The 19,977-nt window shown below is 63.6% G+C and carries 17 protein-coding genes; 3 read left to right on the top strand and 14 right to left on the bottom strand.

All coding sequences use genetic code 11. The annotated features are described in order from the left end of the window. Positions 1-22: 22 nt before the first annotated feature. A complete protein-coding gene (locus tag GCT13_RS15460; RefSeq protein ID WP_152759500.1) occupies positions 23-1,189 on the bottom strand; it encodes a mandelate racemase/muconate lactonizing enzyme family protein in 1,167 nt (388 codons plus the stop codon). A gap of 24 nt (positions 1,190-1,213) precedes the next feature. After that, the gene (locus tag GCT13_RS15455) at positions 1,214-2,557 is read right to left on the bottom strand and encodes a cation:dicarboxylate symporter family transporter (RefSeq protein ID WP_152759498.1); all 1,344 of its coding nucleotides are present in this window, start codon (positions 2,555-2,557) and stop codon (positions 1,214-1,216) included. Positions 2,558-2,794: 237 nt separating this feature from the next. Here GCT13_RS15455 and GCT13_RS15450 point away from each other — a divergent pair, with 237 nt between their 5' ends. Then, positions 2,795-3,520 (top strand): GntR family transcriptional regulator, encoded by a 726-nt coding sequence (locus GCT13_RS15450; protein WP_152759496.1) that lies wholly within the window; start codon positions 2,795-2,797, stop codon positions 3,518-3,520. Positions 3,521-3,565: 45 nt separating this feature from the next. On the opposite strand, the gene GCT13_RS15445 is transcribed toward GCT13_RS15450, so the two are convergent. After that, on the bottom strand, positions 3,566-4,603 hold the full coding sequence (locus GCT13_RS15445) for a 2Fe-2S iron-sulfur cluster binding domain-containing protein (RefSeq protein ID WP_152759494.1): 1,038 nt from the start codon (positions 4,601-4,603) through the stop codon (positions 3,566-3,568). Between the two features lie 53 nt (positions 4,604-4,656). Further along, entirely contained in the window at positions 4,657-6,324 is a 1,668-nt protein-coding gene (gene hcp, locus GCT13_RS15440; RefSeq protein WP_321574373.1) for a hydroxylamine reductase, read from the bottom strand. 326 nt (positions 6,325-6,650) lie between these two features. Between hcp and GCT13_RS15435 the strand changes: the two genes are divergently transcribed. Then, a complete protein-coding gene (locus GCT13_RS15435; RefSeq protein ID WP_152759490.1) occupies positions 6,651-6,854 on the top strand; it encodes a DUF2970 domain-containing protein in 204 nt (67 codons plus the stop codon). A gap of 457 nt (positions 6,855-7,311) precedes the next feature. Beyond that, the gene (acpA, locus tag GCT13_RS15430; RefSeq protein WP_152759488.1) at positions 7,312-9,057 is read left to right on the top strand and encodes an acid phosphatase; all 1,746 of its coding nucleotides are present in this window, start codon (positions 7,312-7,314) and stop codon (positions 9,055-9,057) included. A gap of 122 nt (positions 9,058-9,179) precedes the next feature. Here the strand turns inward: acpA and GCT13_RS15425 are convergent, their stop codons facing one another. The 10 genes from GCT13_RS15425 to GCT13_RS15380 all read right to left on the bottom strand — a co-directional run bounded on the left by GCT13_RS15425 (position 9,180) and on the right by GCT13_RS15380 (position 19,720). Next, on the bottom strand, positions 9,180-9,329 hold the full coding sequence (locus GCT13_RS15425) for a hypothetical protein (RefSeq protein ID WP_227746854.1): 150 nt from the start codon (positions 9,327-9,329) through the stop codon (positions 9,180-9,182). A gap of 289 nt (positions 9,330-9,618) precedes the next feature. After that, on the bottom strand, positions 9,619-10,521 hold the full coding sequence (locus tag GCT13_RS15420) for an SMP-30/gluconolactonase/LRE family protein (RefSeq protein WP_152759484.1): 903 nt from the start codon (positions 10,519-10,521) through the stop codon (positions 9,619-9,621). 70 nt (positions 10,522-10,591) lie between these two features. Continuing rightward, a complete protein-coding gene (locus GCT13_RS15415; RefSeq protein ID WP_152759482.1) occupies positions 10,592-11,542 on the bottom strand; it encodes a 3-hydroxyacyl-CoA dehydrogenase in 951 nt (316 codons plus the stop codon). Between the two features lie 18 nt (positions 11,543-11,560). Next, positions 11,561-13,660 carry an ABC transporter permease subunit gene (locus GCT13_RS15410; protein ID WP_152759480.1) on the bottom strand — a complete coding sequence of 700 codons (2,100 nt, stop codon included), beginning with the start codon at positions 13,658-13,660 and terminating at the stop codon, positions 11,561-11,563. Between the two features lie 37 nt (positions 13,661-13,697). After that, a complete protein-coding gene (locus tag GCT13_RS15405; RefSeq protein WP_227746853.1) occupies positions 13,698-15,236 on the bottom strand; it encodes a sugar ABC transporter ATP-binding protein in 1,539 nt (512 codons plus the stop codon). Between the two features lie 25 nt (positions 15,237-15,261). Further along, positions 15,262-16,389: a sugar ABC transporter substrate-binding protein gene (locus GCT13_RS15400; protein WP_152759478.1), complete on the bottom strand. Its 1,128-nt coding sequence runs from the start codon at positions 16,387-16,389 to the stop codon at positions 15,262-15,264. A gap of 27 nt (positions 16,390-16,416) precedes the next feature. Further along, positions 16,417-17,202, bottom strand: a complete 786-nt coding sequence (locus tag GCT13_RS15395; protein WP_193727675.1) for an N-acyl homoserine lactonase family protein — start codon at positions 17,200-17,202, stop codon at positions 16,417-16,419. Positions 17,203-17,217: 15 nt separating this feature from the next. Continuing rightward, positions 17,218-18,150: a BKACE family enzyme gene (locus tag GCT13_RS15390; protein WP_152759476.1), complete on the bottom strand. Its 933-nt coding sequence runs from the start codon at positions 18,148-18,150 to the stop codon at positions 17,218-17,220. 23 nt (positions 18,151-18,173) lie between these two features. Continuing rightward, complete coding sequence (locus GCT13_RS15385) at positions 18,174-18,980, bottom strand: SDR family oxidoreductase (RefSeq protein WP_152759474.1); 807 nt, start codon at positions 18,978-18,980, stop codon at positions 18,174-18,176. 35 nt (positions 18,981-19,015) lie between these two features. Next, positions 19,016-19,720 (bottom strand): GntR family transcriptional regulator, encoded by a 705-nt coding sequence (locus GCT13_RS15380; protein WP_087738195.1) that lies wholly within the window; start codon positions 19,718-19,720, stop codon positions 19,016-19,018. Positions 19,721-19,977 lie beyond the last annotated feature (257 nt).

The raw sequence follows: 19,977 nt of genomic DNA, 5'->3' as shown, positions 1-19,977 counted from the left end.
AAAGTGTTCCAACGGATGTTTCCTAGTCGGCAAGACGCGCAAGCCACGGACGAAGGCCGTCTTTTTCTTCGAGCCCGAAGCCCGGCGCATCCGTCGGGCGCACCGCGCCGCCGCCGACCCCGCAGCCGTCCGGATAGCCGCCGAACGGCTGGAACACGCCCGGGTACGCTTCGCAGCCGCCGAGTTCGAGCCCCGCCGCGATGTGCAGATTGATCAGATGGCCGCCGTGCGGATGCAGTTCGCGCCGACTGAAGCCGCGCTTTTCCATTACGTCGATCATCTTCGCGAACTCGGTGAGTCCGTATGAGAGGCCCGGGTCCATCTGAAAGATGTCGAGCCCGGCGCGCATGCCGCCGAACAGCGTCAGATTGTTGACGTCCTGAACCGAGAACAGGTTCTCACCCGTCGCGATCCGGCCGGGATAGGCCTCTGCGACTTGCCGGTTCAGATCGTAATCGAGCGGATCGCCGATCTCTTCGTACCAGCGCAGCTTGTACGGCGCGATGGCCTTCGCGTAGTCGAGCGCCGTTTGCAGATCGAAGCGGCCATTCGCATCGACGGCAACGCGCTGGCCGTCTCCCGCCACCGCAAGCACGGCTTCGATCCGGCTGAGGTCGTCCTTCAGCGCCGCGCCGCCGATTTTCATCTTGAAGGCCGCGTAGCCCATCTCGCGATACGAACGCATTTCGTCTTGCAAGCGCTTTACGCTTTCGCCCGGGTAGTAATAGCCGCCCGCCGCATAGACCGTGACGCCGTCGCTCTTGCCTGCGCGTTGAAAGTGACGGGCAATGGTCACATGCGCCGGTTCGTCGGCGAGCTTTGCGTTCAGGTCCCACACGGCAAGCTCGATGGCGGCGGCAGCGGCCGCACGATCGCCATGACCACCGGGCTTTTCGTTACGCATGATGGCGTGAAGTACCTTGGCTGCATCGAAGAATCGGCCCGATGCGTCCAGAAGCGATTCAGGAGCGGCGGCTTCGAGGCGCGGAATCATACGGTCACGCAAGATGCCGCCTTGCGCATATCGACCGATGGAATCGAACGCATACCCGATAACAGGCTTTCCATTGCGAATCACGTCCGTCTGAAGTGCGACGAGAGAAATCGTGTGCTCAGAAAAGTTCACATAAGCATTGGCGACGTTCCCCTCCATCGGGACCGAATCTTCTCTGATCGCGGTAATGCGCATTCCTTCTCTCCGTTGATTAAAGACTTAGATGACTTTGCCGATAGGCGTGCCGAACACGCGCTGGTATTCGTTGCGCGCGGCGTTCGGATCGAACTCGCCCGTCGACTTCGCGACGACGAGCGTGGCGACGCTATTTCCCATCGCGTTGCAGATGCAGACGGCCTGTGACGTAAAGCGGTTGATGCCGAACAGAAGCGGCAGACCTTCGACGGGCAGCAGCCCGGACGCCGTGACAGTGGCCGCGAACACGATGAAGGTGCCGCCCGAAACCGTCGCGGCGCCTTTCGACGTCAGCAGCATCAGCACGAGAAGGCCAAGCTGCTGATGCAGGTCGAGCGGAATGCCGTACGCGTTGGCGAGAAACATCACGCATAGCGGCATATAGACGGAAGTGCCGTCGAGGTTGAATGCATAGCCCGTCGGCAGCACGAGACCTGTCGCCTGCCGCGAGCAGCCCAGACGCTCGAGCTTGTCGAAGAATCGCGGCAACGCGCTTTCCGAAGAAGCGGTGGCGAACAGCAGGAAGATTTCGTCCTTGAAATAGCGCAGGAATCTGAAGATATTGAAACCGTACAGCCGAAGCACGATGCCAAGAACGACGACTACGAAGAACGCCAGCGACAGATACAGCACCAGCAGCAGATACCCGAGCGAGATCACCGCGTTCATCCCGCTGCTGCCGATCGCAAATGCAATCGATCCGAATGCGCCGAGCGGCGCGAACTTCATGATGACGTCGACGAACTTGAAGAACAGGTCCGACATCCGGTTCAGCGCGCCCTCGACGCTCGCCCGCTGTTGATCGCCGAGCATCAGCAACGCAGCACCGAGGCCGATCGAAATGACCAGCACCTGAAGCAGCGAGCCGTTTGCAAAAGCACCGATGAAGTTGTCGGGGAAGATGGTCAACAGGAAGTGCTCGAGCGTGGTCGATGCGCCTTTGCCATACTGCGCGTGCGCCGCGGCCGCCTCCTGGGCGTTCTGCGCGAGATGCATCCCCGTGCCGACGCCCGAGAAGTTGGCGATGACCATCGTGATCGCGAGCGCGATCGTCGACACCACTTCGAAATAGACCAGCGCCCGCAGGCCGATGCGCCCCACGTTCTTCAGATCGCCGGCCGCCGCGATGCCGAGCACCACGTTCAGGAACACCAGCGGCGCGACCACCATCTTGATCAGCCGCAGGAAGATATCGCCGAGGATCTTCATGTCGACGGCAAGCTTCGGTGCGATGAACCCGAGTGCAAGCCCCAGAACGATTCCGGCCACGATCTGAAATCCGAGCCTCAGATAAATCGGCGGCTTGCGCTTCGCGCAAGCGTGACGTTCCACCGTTGGGCTTCCTGCAATCTCGCTCTGCTGGGTCATTCCTGTCTCCACTTTGACCGCGAACTTGTCGGCTTGGCGCGGCACGCCATAAAGTCCGAACTTATTAATATGTACGGACTTTATGCGAACTCGTTCCCGACGTCAACCCCGGGCTAACGACGGGTGTCGACCGTTGCATCTCGCCTTATTCTGTTTGTGGGCATCGACGCGCGACGCGCGCGATACAATCGCGCCGTAGCCCGAAAACGAGATTGCCTGAGGCAAGAGAGCACACGCATGAAACCCCGATACGCGGAACTGGCCGAGCAACTGATCGAGGCAATCGGACAAGGAAAGTTTGAAGTCGGCGCATCGCTTCCGAGCGAGATCGACTTGTCGGAACAGTACGGCGTCAGTCGCGCGACGGTTCGCTCGGCGCTGGAGCGCGTCCAGGAACTCGGATTGATTTCGCGGCGCAAGCGCGCCGGCATCCGCGTCGAGGCGACGAAGCCGAAGGTGGCGTTTACGCAGAACATGTCGAGCGTCGACGACCTCGTCCAGTTCGCCGCGATTACCGAGCGCCATGTCCGCTCGATCACGGAACTGTCGGCCAGTCCTTCGCTTGCGCTCAAGCTCGGCGTCGAGGCAGGAACCCGTTTGTTGCGCGTCGAAATGCTGCGCGTCGATCCGTCCAAGCCGGACGCGCCGCTATGCTGGACCGACGTCTATCTGGAAGCGGCGCTCGGTACCGGCATCAAGCGCGAGTTGCGCAACAGCACCGGCCTGATATGCGACATGGTCGAGCGGCGCTTCGGCCGGTCGGTGCAGAACGTGCGCCAGGAGATCAGGGCGATCGGCGTGCCCGCGAATATCGCCGAACCGCTCGGTGTGGAGCCCGACTCTCACGCGCTGGAGATCGTCAGGCGGTACTTCGATGCGCGCGGCCTCGTGTTCGAGGCCACCGTGAGCGTGTTTCCCGCAGACCGATATTCGTACGCGCTGGAGCTCACGAGGCAGGGGTGAGCGTGGTACGGGCGGCGACCAGCAGGCAGATTGCAGCAAGTCCAATCACACCGCGCCGGCACTTGAAACAAACCGTTCGCTTTCGAATTGATCGGACGGCAAGCCCGAATCGATTGCAATCTGTTCGGCGGCACGAATCAGCGCGGCTGGTCCGCAGACGTAGATATCCGGCTGAGAGGCCGTGTTCACCAGCGCAGCGGACAACGCATCGGCCGGTGTGCCGTTGAAGCCATCCCAGTCCGATTCAGGCTTCCAGACGCACAGATCGACTTCGAGTTGCGGCAGTTGTACCTTCAGCTCTTCCAGCTCGTCTTGCAGGAACAGTTCGTTTTCCTGATTCACACCGAAAAAGAGCCGCGCGTCCTGCATTTCCTGGAAGTCGGCCATGCGGCGCAGCATCGACAACATCGGCGCCACGCCCGTGCCGCCGGCCACGAACCAGCGCGCGCGAAAGCTATCCTCGCGAATGCCGAAGCCGCCCATCGGACCGCGGACCATGAGTTGCTGACCCACCTCCGCGTGCTCGCGCAGATAAGTCGAGAAGCGGCCGTTCGGCTGCAATCTGATCAGAAATTCGAGCCGTCCTTCCCAGTTGCTAGTGTTCGCAAGCGAATAGGGGCGCCGCTCGTCGGTGCCCGGAATTTCGACTTCCATGAACTGCCCGGGTTCGAACTCGGCGGCACTGCCACCCTCGGCGTCGGGAGAGATCGCAAGTTCCAGGCGCACTGTGTTCTGCGCGATCGTTTCGAGGCCCACGATCGTCGTCGAACGACGCGGCACCGCGTGACGCAGCACTTTCGTTTGATCGTAGGGAACGCTGATACGCAGGTCGCTGCACGGCGTGGTCCTGCACATCAGGATCGCAGTCGATTGACCCGCCGAAAGCGCATCGGCGTTGTGTTCACCCATCTGATAATCGCCGTGCGTGACGGACGCGTGGCACGCACCGCAACTGCCCTTCCTGCATTGCGAGGGCAGCATGATATTGGCTTCCGCCGCGGCCGTGAGCAGATCCTGATCCGGCGCGCAGTCGAAACTCAGCTGCTGCTCATCGCGTGTCGTGAGCTGGATTTGGAATGTCATGAAATTCTGCGCAAAGAAAAGCCAGGCGCCTGACGACGCCTGGCGGATGGAACTCAGGCGGCCTTGCGGGCAAGCGCGGCGGCGAGATCCGAACTGGCGTCGCCGATCGGCTGAATGCCGAACTGCTCGACCAGGATCGTGAGGATGTTCGGCGTCAAGAACGCCGGCAGCGTCGGTCCGAGGCGGATGTTCCTGATGCCCAAGGCGAGCAGCGTCAGCAGCACGGCGGCCGCCTTCTGCTCGAACCACGACACGATCAGCGACAGCGGCAGATCGTTGACACCGCACTCGAACGCATCGGCAAGCGCCATTGCGATGCGGATCGCCGAATACGCGTCGTTGCACTGCCCGAGATCGAGCAGACGCGGAATGCCGCCGATGTCGCCAAACTCGTGCTGGTTGAAACGATACTTGTTGCAACCCAGCGTCATCACGACCGTGTCGTTCGGCGCCTGCTCAGCAAACTGCGTGTAGTAGTTGCGGCCTGGCGCGGCGCCGTCGCAGCCGCCGATCAGGAAGAAATGCTGGATCGCGCCCGCTTTCACCGCGTCGATCACCTTGTCGGCGACACCGAGGACAGCATGACGTCCGAAGCCGATGGTGATGGTCTTTTCAGGAACGGTTTCCTGGAAGCCGGGTAGTGCCTTCGCTGCCTGGACCAGCACTGAAAAATCGTGATGCTCCAGATGCCGCAGGCCCGCCCAGCCCACCGGTCCGGTCGTGAAAATGCGCTGGCGATACTGCGGCCGCGGTTCGATGAGGCAATTGGACGTCATCAGAATCGGACCGGGGAAATTCGCGAAGTCCGACTGCTGATCCTGCCACGCGCCGCCAAAGTTGCCGGCGAGGTGCGGGTATGCCTTGAGCTCCGGATACGCGTGGGCCGGCAGCATTTCGCCATGCGTGTAGATCTGGATGCCCGTGCCTTCCGTCTGCTCGAGGAGCGCCTGCAGATCGCCGAAGTCATGTCCCGACACGAGAATGGCCTTGCCCGCCACAGGAGTGACACGCACGGCGGTGGGCTGTTGCGCGCCGAAGCGGCTCGTGTTGGCGTCGTCGAGCAGCTCCATCACCTTGAGATTCAGGCTGCCGAGCTTGAGCGCTTGCGCGAGCAACGCCTCGACGTCGCTCGGCTCGGTGGCGAGGAAGACGAGCGCCGCTTCGACGCCCGCGTAGACTTCTTCGCTCTCCTTGCCCAGCATCTGCGCGTGATGCGCGTAGGCGCACACGCCCTTGAGACCATAGATCACCAATGCGCGAAGGCCGATGACATCCGCGCCAACAGTCTCGATGCCCGCATTGATGCCGACCGTCTGCGCCTGCGCGAGCAGGCCGGCGAGATCGCCAGCCGGTTGCCATGCGGCCGGGCCGGCCGGCTGCTGGACGACTTCCCCTGTCGCCTTCGCTGCGTCTTCATAGGCTGACCGGACCCGGTCGCGAAGCTGGGCCGCTTCCTTCAGCATCGCGACGAAGCGGCTCGCGTTGAAGTTGACGTTGGTCAGCGTCGTGAACATCGCGTAGAGAACGAACCGATCCGCTTCGCGATCCGCATGCCCCGTCGTGCGCGCAAGCGTGTTGTATTGCGCGAGGCCCTTGACTGCATGCACCAGCAGATCCTGCAGGTCAGCCGTCGTCGCGTCCTTGCCGCAATTGCCCTTTGAAGATGCACAACCGGGCTGGACACCCGTGCGGTCCGTTTGTTCACATTGGTAGCAAAACACAGTTTCTCCGTTCTCGTTCAGGCGTTGATAAGGCGTGCTCTCGCACCGCATTAAGATGCATCATATAAGTATGTTTTTATTATCGAGATATGAAGGCTTGTTGATCATGATCTGGATCAGCGAATGCAGGCGAGAGCGCTTCATTGCGCGTTTAAAGGGCTTATTGCGAACATTTGTCGCACCCGGTTGAACGAGGCCTGTGCAGCGATGAATGGGTGATGTGCTCTGCTTCTATCGGATTAACGTCAACTGCTCCTTCCTTCGCTTCTGTCGAAGGCAGATCATGAGCCGTACTCTTAGTTGACCCTGACCTGATGGAGGGAGCCATGGAAATCCTCAAGCTCATTCGTATCGTTTTGTGGAGCTTTTTCGGCGTGCGCAAAAGCGCTTCACACGAAGCTGATTTTGCTAACGTGAACATCGTCTTGCTTCCGTTTGTTGCCGTGGTGCTCGCGGCGTGTATCGGCGGCACGATCTTCACCGTCGTACACCTCGTCGCACACGCGACACGCACGCTTCAAGGCTTCTGATCCTTGCGACAGACACGATCGAAACGAAAATAGCGCGTCACGTTCCGCTGAATTCACGACGCACGAATCTGCGCGATGCAGATTGCCTTCGAGAGGCGACTGGACAACCAGCCTTCCTTCTCGAAGAGCACGTTGGATCTAACGCCCCATCACCCGAACGACGACCTCGTATCGAGCCGTCGTCTCGTCTCTTGCCAAGCGACTTTGCGCGCATCTCAACAGCCGGGGCATAAAGCACAGACCGGCTCCCAGGCAACAAGAACACTGACCAACGCCAAATCAGCCGCGTGACAGCGAACTGCGGCCGCGCAATTTTCTCTGTCACGCAAATGTCACGACAGCTACGCAAAGATATGGCCCCGAACGTGCCGCCTGTTGCGACCGCCCGCGCATAGCCGCCATACGCTATGCTTCGCGCAAGCTTCTTCGATCGCTTCCCTCATCCTTGGACATCCAGATGAAACGCACCGAACCGCCCTCTTCTCCGCCCGTGAATGAAGACGCCGATCCCGCGCGGACACCCGAGCGCCCCAGCCGACGCCACTTCCTCGGCGGAGTCGCCGCTGTGGCGATGGGCGGCGGACTGGCCAGCTGCGCATTGCCGCCATCGCGCGAAGCCTCGGTTACGGGCGTCGCGGCGGGACCGCAGTTCGACCACGCGTTGCGCTCGAAGGTCAAGACGGTCGTCGTGATCTTCGCGGAGAACCGCAGCTTCAACAACCTGTTCGGCAATTTCCCGGGCGTCGAGCGGCCGCTTTCCGCAGTGAAGCCGGAAGACTGCGTGCAGCGCGACCGCGACGGCAAGACCGTGCTGCCTCGCCTGCCGAAAGTGCCGGGCGGCTGGCTGCTGAAGGATCAGATCGCCGACGGCGTCCCATACAAGGCCGGCGAGCAATATCAGACCGATCTGCCGAACGCGCCGTTTGCGCTCAAGGGCCCGCGCGGCGAGAACCTGCCGCTGTCGCTCGTCACGCATGATCTTTGGCATGTGTTCTATCAGAACCAGATGCAGATCAACGGCGGCAAGAACGATATGTTTGCCGCGTGGGCGGACTCGGGCGGCTTCACGATGGGTCACTATGCAAACACCAGCTACGACCTGCGGCTATGGGATCTCGCCAGCGAATACGTGCTGTGCGACAACCTCTTCCAGGGCGCGTTTGGCGGCTCGTTCCTGAACCATCAGTATCTGGTCGCGGCGACACCTCCCGTGTATCCGAATCCGCAGCAAAGCATCGCGAAGGCGCAGATTGCGGAGACGCTCAGCGGACGCCCCGACGACCCGAATCTGAAACCGCTTGCGACGTCGCCGAACAGCGCGATGGACGGCGTCCCCAAGTTCGGCCCGAGCGCACTGACGCCGCCGGAAACGCTCGCGGACGGACGCGCGATCAGCTATGCCGTCAACACGATGATGCCGCCCTTCGCACCCACGCCATACAAGGTCGGCGTGAATGGCGTCGTCGATCTGACGCAGGACAGCAACGCGATGGCCCTGCCGCCGCAGACGCATGAGCACATCGGCGACAAGCTCGACAAGCGCGGCATCGACTGGGCGTGGTACGCAGGCGCCTTCCAGCAGACGCTGGAGATGCACGGCAAGAACACGAACGACGGCACGCCGGTGATTCCGAACTTCCAGTATCACCACCAGCCGTTCAATTATTTCGCGAATCTCGGACCGGGCACCGCTGCGCGCGCGAAGCATCTGCGCGACGCCGGCCTCGGCGACGACGAGAGCACCAATCGCTTCCTCGCCGATGCGCGCGCGGGCCGGCTACCCGCCGTCACGTTCTACAAGCCGCAGGGCAACCTGAACATGCACGCGGGTTACGCGGATGTCGCATCGGGCGATCGCCATGTCGTGCATGCGGTGAAAGCGCTGCGCGCAAGCCCGCAATGGGAGAACATGGTGGTGATCGTGACCGTCGACGAGAACGGCGGATGGTGGGATCACGTCGCTCCACCGAAGGGCGACCGCTGGGGTCCAGGCACGCGCGTGCCGGCACTGGTGGTTTCGCCGTTCGCGAAGAAGGGCTATGTCGATCACACCGTATATGACACGGCGTCGATCCTGCGCCTGATCACGCGCGTGTTCGACCTCGAGCCACTCGACGGCTTTCGCACGCGCGACGCCGCAATGCAGTCGCGCGGTCAGCCCGTCATGGGCGATTTGACCAACGCGCTGGATCTGTCCGCATAACGAGAGCCTTTGCGCCGGGTGTCGTCTGTGGCCTCCGGCGAACACCAGGCAAACACCAGGCAACATCACGAGCGGCCACGCGTTGCAAAAACGCGTGGCGCGAGATCATCGCCCGGTGTTCTTCAATGCTTGTAATGACGGATTTCCCGGGCAGCGCACACAGCGACAAACACGCCGACCAGCGCAGCACCCACGGCCAGCGATTCGTCCAGACGGCTCGAATTGGCATGCGTCTGCGCATACATCCACAGAGCGGCCGCGATCGTCGCCATGACGGCCCCGAAAATCAGGCCCCAGATTGGCCCAGCGCTATGCGTCGGCAATGTATGAGATTTCTTCATCGCCCTTCCCCGTTGAAACGTTCCCGATTGGCTGTATTTGTTATGTGCGTCGACGTGCTCATGTCGAACGTACTACAAGCCTACGCCCGTCAAAAAAGCGTTACAACAGGTGTTGCCGCGTGGTCACGGCGATGATCGTGTGTTGAATCCGCGAGCGCATGGCGAGCCTCCCCACTGACAACGCCGCCACGCCTCATAGAAGTAGATTTTTCGCCGGCCGTTACCCCGCAAAACGCGGTTCCGGCAAGCCGCGTACGCCAAGTCCACGGACCGCGAAGAGGCCGCCCTTGTCGCGTTCCTTCTGCGGAATGCCCCACATCGGACGGCCCATCGTCGTCACATAGAGAACGTCGAGCTTCGGCCCGCCGAACATCACGCTCGTCAGGTTGCGCACGGGAAACGGCACCGTGCGGTCGAGTCTGCCGTCCGGTGCGAAACGCAGAATGCGCCCGCCGAACACGAGCGCCGACCAGATATAGCCTTCCTCGTCGACGGTCGCGCCGTCGAACGTGCCCGCCATGTTGCGCGCCGATGCGAACACCCGGCGATCCGACACGCTCCCCGTTTCGATGTCGTAGTCGTATGCGTACATCAGCTTCTCGTACGTGTCGGTGAAATAGAGCGTACGGTTGTCGGGGCTCCAGCATGGCCCGTTCGAACAGCTGATGCCACTGTCCAGCCGCTTGATCGCGCGGTTCGTGTCGAGCCGGTATAGTCCGCCGCTGCGCGTCGGGCGTTGGCCCCGGTCCGCGTCGAAGCGGTCGAAATCGTAGGCCATCGTGCCCGCGATAAACCGCCCTTTGCGATCGACCTTGCCGTCGTTGAAGCGCGTCTCGGGATCATCGCTTTCGGGGTCGCCGATGGGCTCGACGATCTGTGCATCGAAGTCATAGAAGTGAAGCCCGTTCGCGAGCGCGACGACGGCACCGCCCTGCTCGCGCAGCGCCATCGATCCGATATGGCGCGGCACGAAATAGCGCTTCACGTCGGAGCCGTCCGCGCGGCAACTGTAGATTTCCGCCGCCGTGCTGTCGATCCAGTAAAGGCGCTCTTCGCGCACGTCCCACAGCGGCCCTTCGCCGAGATGATTGTTCGCATCGACCAGCAAGCTTGTCTCGACCATCGTCGTCTCCCGATTCGTTTGCGTGATGTATCCGCGATGCCGTCCGCCGCGCATCGCACGTAGCACAGTGTCATTCGTCGCCCGATTTCGCCGCGAGCGCGCGCCGATGCGCGAGCAGCGCCATCAGCCGCCGGTCGCGCCATGCGCTGCGCGCCTCGATCTGGTCGCGCGGCAGCACCTTGCGACGCTGCACGTCGAGCGCCGCGACAACGTCGGAGGACCATTCGAACGGCACGCGCGTGGCCGCGATCGAGCGATACGTGCCGCCGTAGCGCTGCGCGTAATCGGTCACGCCACCAGGCGCATTCAGATCGATCGTCTCGAACGGACCCATGAACGACCAACGCAGGCCGAGCCCGTCGCGCATCACCGTGTCGAGATCCGCCGCATCGGCGTAACCCTGTTCGAAGAGGCTCAAGGCTTCGTCGAGCAACGCGCCTTGCAGACGGTTCAGCAGAAAGCCCGGTATCTCGCGGTTCACGACGACGGGCTTCTGGCCCGCTTCCTCGTAGATCGCGCGGGCGCGCGCGAGCGTGTCGGGCGCGGTCCAAGGCGCGCCGCACAGCTCGACGAGCGGCACGAGCGAAGGCGGATTCACGGGATGCGCGACGAGACACCGCGCGCGGCTCGCAAGCCCTTCGGTGAACGTCGATGCAGGCAGGCCCGACGTCGAACTCGCGAGCAACGCATCGGGACGCGTCATGTGGTCCAGCTTCGCGAACAACGCGCGCTTTTCGTCGACCACTTCCGCGATGTTCTCCTGCACGAGATCGGCATCGCGCACCGCGTCGGCGAGCTGCGCGCAAATGGCTACTCGCTCGACGATGCGATCCACCGGCTCATCGACGAGCCCGAACGACGCCAGATCGCGCACGCTCTCGCGAATCGCGGGCACTGCCCCTTCGAGCATCGCTGGCACCGCGTCGTGCAGATTCACACGAAAACCCGCGCGTGCAAAGACGATCGCCCATGCGCGGCCGATACGGCCCGAACCGATCACTGCAACCTGTCGCTGCGCCATTGTGCTTTCTCCTATTGATCAGGCTTTCTTGTCGCGCAGCGTGATGACAGCGGCCAGCACGACGAGTCCGTTGATGATGTCGCGCACCGCGGGCGGTACCGTCGTGCCCGCGAGCAGCGTGCCGAGCGCGGTCAACAGCAGCGCGCCGCCGAACACGCCGAGATAGTGGCCGCGTCCGCCCGTGATCAGCGCGCCGCCCACGACGACCACGGCAATCGACGGCAGCAGATACGGGTCGCCCATGCCGAGAAACGCCTGGCTGCTGAAGCCCGCGAGCAGCAGGCCGACGAGCGCCGAGCACACGCCCGACAGACAGTAGACGGCGATCAGCGTCGGCCCCACGCGCACGCCCGACAGCTTCGCCGCGACGGGCGAATTGCCGACGGCGTACACGCGCCGGCCAAACGCCGTGCGATGCAACAGCAGCAGTGCAAACGCGAGAAACACGGGCACGCACCACGCCGCGAGCGACAGCCAGCCCACGCGTCCGTTCGTGAACGCGCTGAGCGCGGAAGGCGCCCAGCCCTGCGGCGAGCCATTGCAATAGATCAGCGTCAGCCCTTGCAGCAGTCCGTTCGCCGCAAGCGTGACAACGATCGGCGGCAGCCCGAGCACGACCACGCCCGCGCCGTTGAAAACGCCGACGACAAGCCCCGCGCCCAGCACGACGGGCACGGCCCACCATGCCGCGTCGTTGACGCCGTGCGTGAGGCCCGTGAGCAGCACGCCCGACAGCGTGATGAGCCACGGCATCGACAGATCGAGGCCGCCCGTCAGGATCACCGCGCCCTGGCCCAGGCCGAGGATCGCGAGAAACAGCGTCAGCGTGAGCAGGCTGCTATAGAAGTTCGCGCTCGCCAACACGCCGGGACCGTAGACGAAGCCCGTCAACACGATCACCGCGACGAACAGCAGATACGCGGGCACGACGTAGCGCGCCCATTCGCGATTGCGTTCGATCCAGTCGGCGAAAAAGCGGCCCGTGAGCTCGGTGTTCTCGACCGCGCGAAAATCCGCGACGGCGAAATCGACGCGCCGCGCGCGCCCGCCGTCTTGCGCGCGGCTATGGGTTCGCAGCGCCTTCACACACTGCATCAGGTAACGCGCGCTTTCGTGCGCCGCGGACTGCTTGCCGATCGACGAGCCGAGCACGGCGAGGATCAGGATCACAGCCTCGGCGATCGTCGTGAAGAACGCCGACACGTTGAGCACGAGCAGAATGTTGACGGTGATCATCAGCGTCATCGCGGCGAACACGGTGCCAACACAACCGCCGCGTCCGCCGCCGAGCCGCGTGCCGCCGAGCACGACGGCCGTGAACATCGACAGCAGCAGCGGCCTGCCGACGAGAGGATCGGCGGAGCCCGTCTGCGCCGACACATAGAGGCCCGCCGCCGCGTAGAACATGCCCGCGATCGCGTACGTCGCAATGCGATAGCGCGTGACGGGCAGGCCGTTCGCGTATGCGCTGTCCGGCTCGCTGCCGAGCGCGTAGATGCCCACGCCGAGCCGCGTGCGCCGCAAGAAAGCCCAAACGGCGAGTGCCGCGATCAGCACGCCCGCCGACATCGGCAGCTTGTCGGGGATCAGGTCGGCCGTGAGCGCGCTCGCGAACTGGTCGCCGATGCTGCCGCCCGGCTTGTTCTGGATCAGCAGCGTCATGCCTTGCACCATGAACATCGTCGCCAGCGTGACGACGATCGATTGCAGCCGGAACCACGCGATCAGCGCGCCATTCACGAGGCCGATGCCGACGCCGATCGCGAGGATCAACGCGACGCCCGCCCACTGCTCGAGCGGCGTGCCCTGCACGAAGCGCACGGCAAGCACGTTCGCGAGCGACACGACCGCCGATGCCGACAGGTCGAAGCCGCCGCTCAGCACGACGATCGTCTGGCCGATCGCGGCGAGCGCGAGCGTCGTGCTGCTCGAAATCACGGAGCCGATGTCGTAGAGGCCCACAGGTGTCGCCGACAGCGCCACCCACGCGATCATCATCGCCGCGAGCGCGCCGACCGCGATGATCAGGCCGCGATGGTGATCGATGCGCGCACCGAAGCCGACGTGCGCGCCCGGCCGCGCGATCTCGCTTTCGTGAGACGCAATTGCATTGTTCATGAAAATACCTCTCGTAGAACGATGGTTCAGGCCGGTCTCAGCTCGACAGCATCCTGCGCATCACGTTCTCTTCGGTGAGCGCGTCGCCTTCGAGTTCGCCTGCGTGCCGGCCGCGATAGACCACCGTCACGCGGTCGCACACGTTGACGAGCTCGGGCACGTCCGTCGAATAGAACAGCACCGAGCCGCCCGCCGCCGCGAACGCACGCATCAGCACGAAGATCTGATGCTTGGTGCCGACGTCGATGCCGCGCGTCGGATCGAACATCAGCCACACGCGGCTTTGCGTGAGGAGCCATTTCGCCATCGCGATCTTCTGCTGGTTGCCGCCCGAGAACGATAGACAGGGCTTGTACAACGCGCGCGGATTGACTTCCATCTGTTCGAGCGAGCGGCGGATCGCGGCCTGCTCGCGCTTGCGGTCGATCAGTCCGAAGCGCGTATAACGCCGGATCATCGGCAGCGAGATGTTCTCGCCGCCCGGCAGACGCAGGAACAGCCCTTCCGTCTTCCGGTCCTCGGGCAGCAGTGCCGTCGATACGCCCGCCTTCAGCGAATCGGCCGTCGAGGTCAGCGTGACGGGCTTGCCGTCGATGCGGATCTCGCCCGCGTCGATATACGTCGCGCCGAACAGCGCCTCGAACAGTTCACGCTGCCCCATGCCTTGCAGCGCCGCGATGCCGTGCACCTCGCCCGCGCGCAGCGTCAGGTCGAAGTCGTTCACCATGCCGTCGACGCGAATGCCGCGCGCCTCGATCGCGGGCGTCGCGATCTTCGCGGGAGCCGTCACCTTCGGCGGATACTTCGCATCCATCGAGCGGCCGATCACGAGCCGGATCACTTCGTCGTCGGAGATATCGGCGGCGTCGAACGCCCCGACGTCCTTGCCGTTGCGATACACGGTAAGGCTGTCGCAGAACTCGCGCACTTCCTGCATTCGGTGCGAGATGAACACGAAGGTCACGCCGCGTGCCTTCAGTTCGTCGATACGCCTCGCGAGCCACGCGACGTCGCGGCCCGACAGCGCCGAGGTCGGCTCGTCGAGCAGCAGCACTTGCGGCTCGCGCGCGATCGCCTTCGCGATCTCAATCTTCTGCCGCACGGGCAGCGACAGATCGCGGATGTACGCACCGGGGCGGATGTCGCCGAGCTCGAGCCGCTCCAGCCACTCGGCCGCCTTGCGCAACGCGTCGTGCCGTTTGATGCGGCCGAACGAGCCTGTCGGCTCGTAGGCCATCAACAGGTTCTGCGCGACAGTCAGATCGCGCACCAGCGTCATCTCCTGGAACGCGGTCTGCACGCCGGCACGATGCGCGTCCTTCGGACCGTGCATCGACACGTCTTGCCCCATCACGCGCATGCTGCCCGCGTCCGGCCGCATCAGGCCGGACAGCAGCTTGACGGTAGTCGACTTGCCCGCGCCGTTCTCGCCGAGCAGCGCGTGAACCTCGCCGCGCCTCACGCGAAACGATGCGCCGTCGAGCGCGACAGTTGCGCCGAAGCGCTTGACGATGCCGGCAAGATCGATCGCGAGACCGCCTTCCGCCGCACTCGCCTGCATGCTCATGCTTGCCATCGGAACACCTCCGTTGCGGCGAGCGTCAGTCCTGCTTGCCGCTCAGCGCCGCGTTGAAACCGACCTCGCGCGTCTCGTCCGAATAGATGTCCGCGAACCAGCCCGGCGGCACCTTGTCTTGCGGGAACGCGGTGCAGCCCGCCTTCAGCTCGTCGATCGAACCCGTCTTGCACAGCTTCGACTGCGCGCTCTCGACGAGCGGCAGCTTGAGCGTCACGCGTTGCGGAAAGTCCTTGCCGTCGAGCTTCGCCACGGCGAGCTTCAGCGCCATCGCGCCGGAGTAAGGCGGCGCGCCGTACGAAATCGAGCGATAGCCGATCGAGTGATACGTGCCTTCGCCTTTCACTGTGCCGGGCGGCAGCATCTGCACGCGGTGTCCGTTCGACGATTCGCCCGCGCACGGCTTGATCTTGTCGTCGGCGATACCCGCTTCGAGCTGCATCGACGCAGCCGTGAAGCAGCCCACCTGCATCCACAGGCCGTCGATCTTGTCCCAGCTGTTGGTCGCGAGAATCTTCGACAGCTCGGTGCGCGCCGTCGCCTGGCTCCACATGCCCGTGCCTTCCGCGACGATGTGAATGCCCGGGTACTTCGCGAACACGGCTTTCGCGGCCTCGGTGCGCGCGCGGTCGACCGACGTGCCCGGCACGCCGTTGATCAGCACGATGTTGCCCTTGCCGTTGATGGTCTTCGCGAGCCATTCGGCCGTGACGGTGCCCGCCTGCTTCTGGTCGATCGTCACGTTGTGTGCGCACGGCTCGGTGACTTCGCCGTCATACGCCGCGACGACCACGCCCTTCGAGCACGCGTTGCGGATCGCGCGGTTGAGTGCCGTCGGCGAAATCGGATAGATGACGATCGCCTTCGCGCCCGCCTGCACCATCGAGTTGATCTGCTGGATCTGCTTCTGCGCGTCGGTGCCCGCTACCTGTACTTCGAGATCGACCTTGTCCTTCAGCGCCGGCGTTTCCGCCATCGCCTTGACCATGTTCGCGGCTTCCGTCTGCCAGTCGTTGCCGACGTAGCTCATCGACAGGAAGATCTTGTACTTGCCGGCGGCAACGGCATTGCCGGAAAAAGCGAGTCCGCCGGCCAGCACGGCGGCGAGCGCCGCCTGCCCCGCGCGGCGGATGATGTGGGTCACTGCTTTCATGTCTTCCTCCAGTACCGTCTTTGTTTTTCAGGGTTGGACGTGCGGCAAGCGTGATTCACGCGGCAAGACGATGCCTGCCGAACCGGGCACGACGTTGGGATCGTGTCCGGGGATGACGAAGTCGGCGATCTGGCGAATGCGCCTGAGCGACGCGAATTCCGCCTGCGTTTCATGGACGATGCCGACGGGCACCAGATCGACGATGTTCTCCATGCAGTTCGCGCAATCGCCCGCGATCAGCACGACGCCGTCTTCCGTATCGACGGCAACCGACTGATGACCGGGCGTATGTCCCGGCGTCGGCACGACGCGCACGCCGGGCACGATATCCGTGATGCCGTGGACGAACTGCCAGCGAAACCAGGCAAGCGGCTCGCGGCCGATCAGGAACTCCTGGTAGTAAGTCGCCTGCGTCGGCAGCGGATGGCCTGCGTATTCCCATTCGGCAGCCTGGATCACAAACTTCGCGTTGCGAAAGAGCGTGTTGCCGCCCGAGTGGTCGTAGTGCAGATGCGTGTTGATCACGATGTCGACGTCGTCCGCGCTCCAGCCGACGTACTCCTTCAGCGCGCGTTCGAGCCGCTCTTCGGGCGCCTGTTCGCACGGGCACACGAAGTTCGAGACCCACGCCGGATCGTGAATGCCCGTATCGACGACGATCTTCTTTTGCGCGCCGACGATCGCCGTCGACCACACGGGCACGCGGATCGACTGCCCGAAATAGCGCCCGTGGACTTGCGACGAGCGGTCGACCGTCAGCCGGCCCGTCGGCATTGCCACGACCTTCAGACGTGGCGCAGATGCGCTGCTCATGATGGCCTCCGCGCGTCAGAAGTTGGTTTCGTTCGCGCCTTTGAGACCCAGCATCGCGCGCGCTTCGGCGGGCGTCGCGATGTCGAGCGAGAGCCCTGCGATCACCTGCCTGATCTTTCGCACCTGGTCCGCGCTCGATTCCGCGAGCTTGCCCGGCTCGATCCACAGTGAGTCTTCGAGACCGACGCGCACGTTCGAACCCTGCGCGACGCCCATCGAGCCGAGCGGAATCTGGTTGCGGCCCGCGCCGAGAATCGACCACACGTAGTCGCCGCCGAACAGGCGGTCGGCTGTGCGGCGCATGTGCATCAGGTCTTCCGGATGCGCGCCGATGCCGCCCAGCAGACCGAACACGCTCTGCACGAAGAACGGCGGCTTCGCGAGACCGCGATCGACGAAATGCGCAAGGTTGTACAGATGCGAGATGTCGTAGCACTCGTACTCGAAACGCGTGCCGTTCGCGCCGCACGACGTGAGGATGTATTCGATGTCGGCGAACGTGTTCTTGAAGATCAGGTCGCGGCTGTTCTCAAGATGCTGGCGTTCCCAGTCGTGCTTGAATTCCTTGAAGCGCTCGAGCATCGGATAGAGGCCGAAGTTCATCGAGCCCATATTCAGCGATGCGACTTCGGGCTTGAAGTGATGCGCGGGCTTGAGCCGCTCGGCGACCGTCATGTGCGGACTGCCGCCGCTCGTGATGTTGATCACCGCATCGGTTTCGGCCTTGATGCGCGGCAGGAACTGCTGAAACACGGCCGGGTCCTGCGTCGGCCGTCCGTCGTTCGGATCGCGCGCATGCAGATGCAGGATCGCCGCGCCTTCTTTCGCGGCTGCAAGCGCGGCGTCGCCGATCTGTTGCGGCGTCACGGGCAGATACGGCGACATCGACGGCGTGTGAATCGCGCCTGTGGGCGCGCAGGTGATGATGACCTTGCGTTTGCTTGCCATGTTTTCCTCTTCGCTGGATGGCTTCAGAGCACTTCGACGTTGCCGCACACGGAGATCGCCTGTCCCGAGATGCCGCTGCCGCCAGGTGAGCACAGAAAGAGCGCAGTGGCCGCCACTTCTTCGGGCGTCGTCATGCGCCGCAATGAGATCTTTTCGAGGTACTGCTTCTCCATCTCGTCGTATGAGAGGCCGAGTTGCTGCGCGCGCGCGGCGATCACGCGCTCGATGCGCGGCCCCTTGACGATGCCGGGCTGGATCGTATTGACGCGTATGCCTGCGGGTCCGAGTTCGATCGCGAGACTTTTCGTCAGGCCGACAATGGCCCATTTGGTCGCCGAATACGGCGTGCGATACGCGTAGCCAAGGCGCCCCGCCACCGACGACAACGCGATGATCGCGCCGCCATCCGGCGCATTGCGCAGCAACGGCACCGCGCGGCGCGCGAAGTAGAACTGCGCATTCAGGTTTACGTCGATCGTGTTGTCCCATTCGTCGGGATCGATCTGATCGACGCCGCCCGTCGGCCCCGCGATGCCTGCGTTGTTCACCAGCACGTCGAGTCCGCCGAGTTGCGCCTCTACATCGGCGAACACGCGCTCGACGGCGTCGCGATCGGACACGTCGGCGAGCGTCGCTGTGATCGCGCCTGCACCGCGATTCGCTTCGGCCGTTGCGAGCACATCGATGGTGTCGCGGCTCGCGTCGCATACATGCACGCGCGCGCCGGCATCGGCGAACGCGCGGGCGATCACGAGCCCGATACCCGATGCGCCGCCTGTGACGAGCACGCGCAAGCCCGCGCGCGGTTGCAACATCTGTGTAACCGTCATGCTTGTCTCCGTTGTTGTGATGCGGTGAAAGCGTGTCAGGCGCTGGCCGCTTCCCTGCCCTGCAATCGCTCGGCGAGGTCCGCCGCGGCCTCGCCGATGTCCTGCGCGATGCCCGCGCGCGCGCCTTCGCCGTCGCCGCGCCACAGCGCTTCGACGATCTTGCGGTGCGCGTCCATCGAGCGGCGCATGTGCGGAATGTCAGGGGCGACGAGATTGAGAAACGGCCCGATGCGCAACCAGAGGTTCTGGATCGTCGCGAGCGTGAGATCGCTCGCGCCGTGCGTGTAAATGGCGATGTGAAACTGGAAGTTGCTGCGCAGGTAGGCGGCGACATCGCCTGCTTCGACGTTAGCGTCCATCGCGTCGTAGATGGCTTGCAACTCGGACAGATGCGCCTGCGTCATCCGCGACGCCGCGCGCTTCGCGACACAACCTTCGAGCGCGATGCGCACGTCGCGCAGTTCGTCGAGCAACTCGAGCGTCATCGGCGGGACCATCAGCGCGCGGGCCGGCCCGTCGATCAACGCGCCTTCGGCTTGCAAGCGCGTGAGCGCGGCGCGCACGGGCATCGTCGACGAACCGACCGCTTCCGCAACGCTGCGCAGGCTCAGCAGCTGTCCGGGCGCGAACCGGCCGATCATGATCGCCTCGCGCAACTGCGCATAGACGCGGCCTGCCATCGTCTCGCGAGCAACGAGTTCGAGCTCGGGCAGCTCGCCACGGGGTGAGCGTGTCGCCATTCAGATGCCTCCTGTATTGCGATCTGTGACCTGTGATCACAGTTGCGTTGAGGACAGTGTGCGTCGCGAGGATTGATGAGTCAAGCCATGCTTGACCAGGGTTAATACTCAAACGATTGCGGAGGGATGTGCGGCCAGTTCGCTTTTCGCGTCATCGGTTCGCGCCTGGATGATCGCGCCTGGATGATCGCGCTTTACGATGAAGCTGGCGTCGAGGGAAACGTGCGAACGTAGCTGTTCGAAGAAGGCAATCTATA

This window comes from Paraburkholderia franconis, assembly GCF_009362735.1.
GTDB classification, from domain to species: Bacteria; Pseudomonadota; Gammaproteobacteria; order Burkholderiales; family Burkholderiaceae; genus Paraburkholderia; species Paraburkholderia franconis.
The sequence above is the reverse complement of the archived record's forward strand: the minus strand, read 5'-3'. Positions and strand labels throughout refer to the sequence as shown.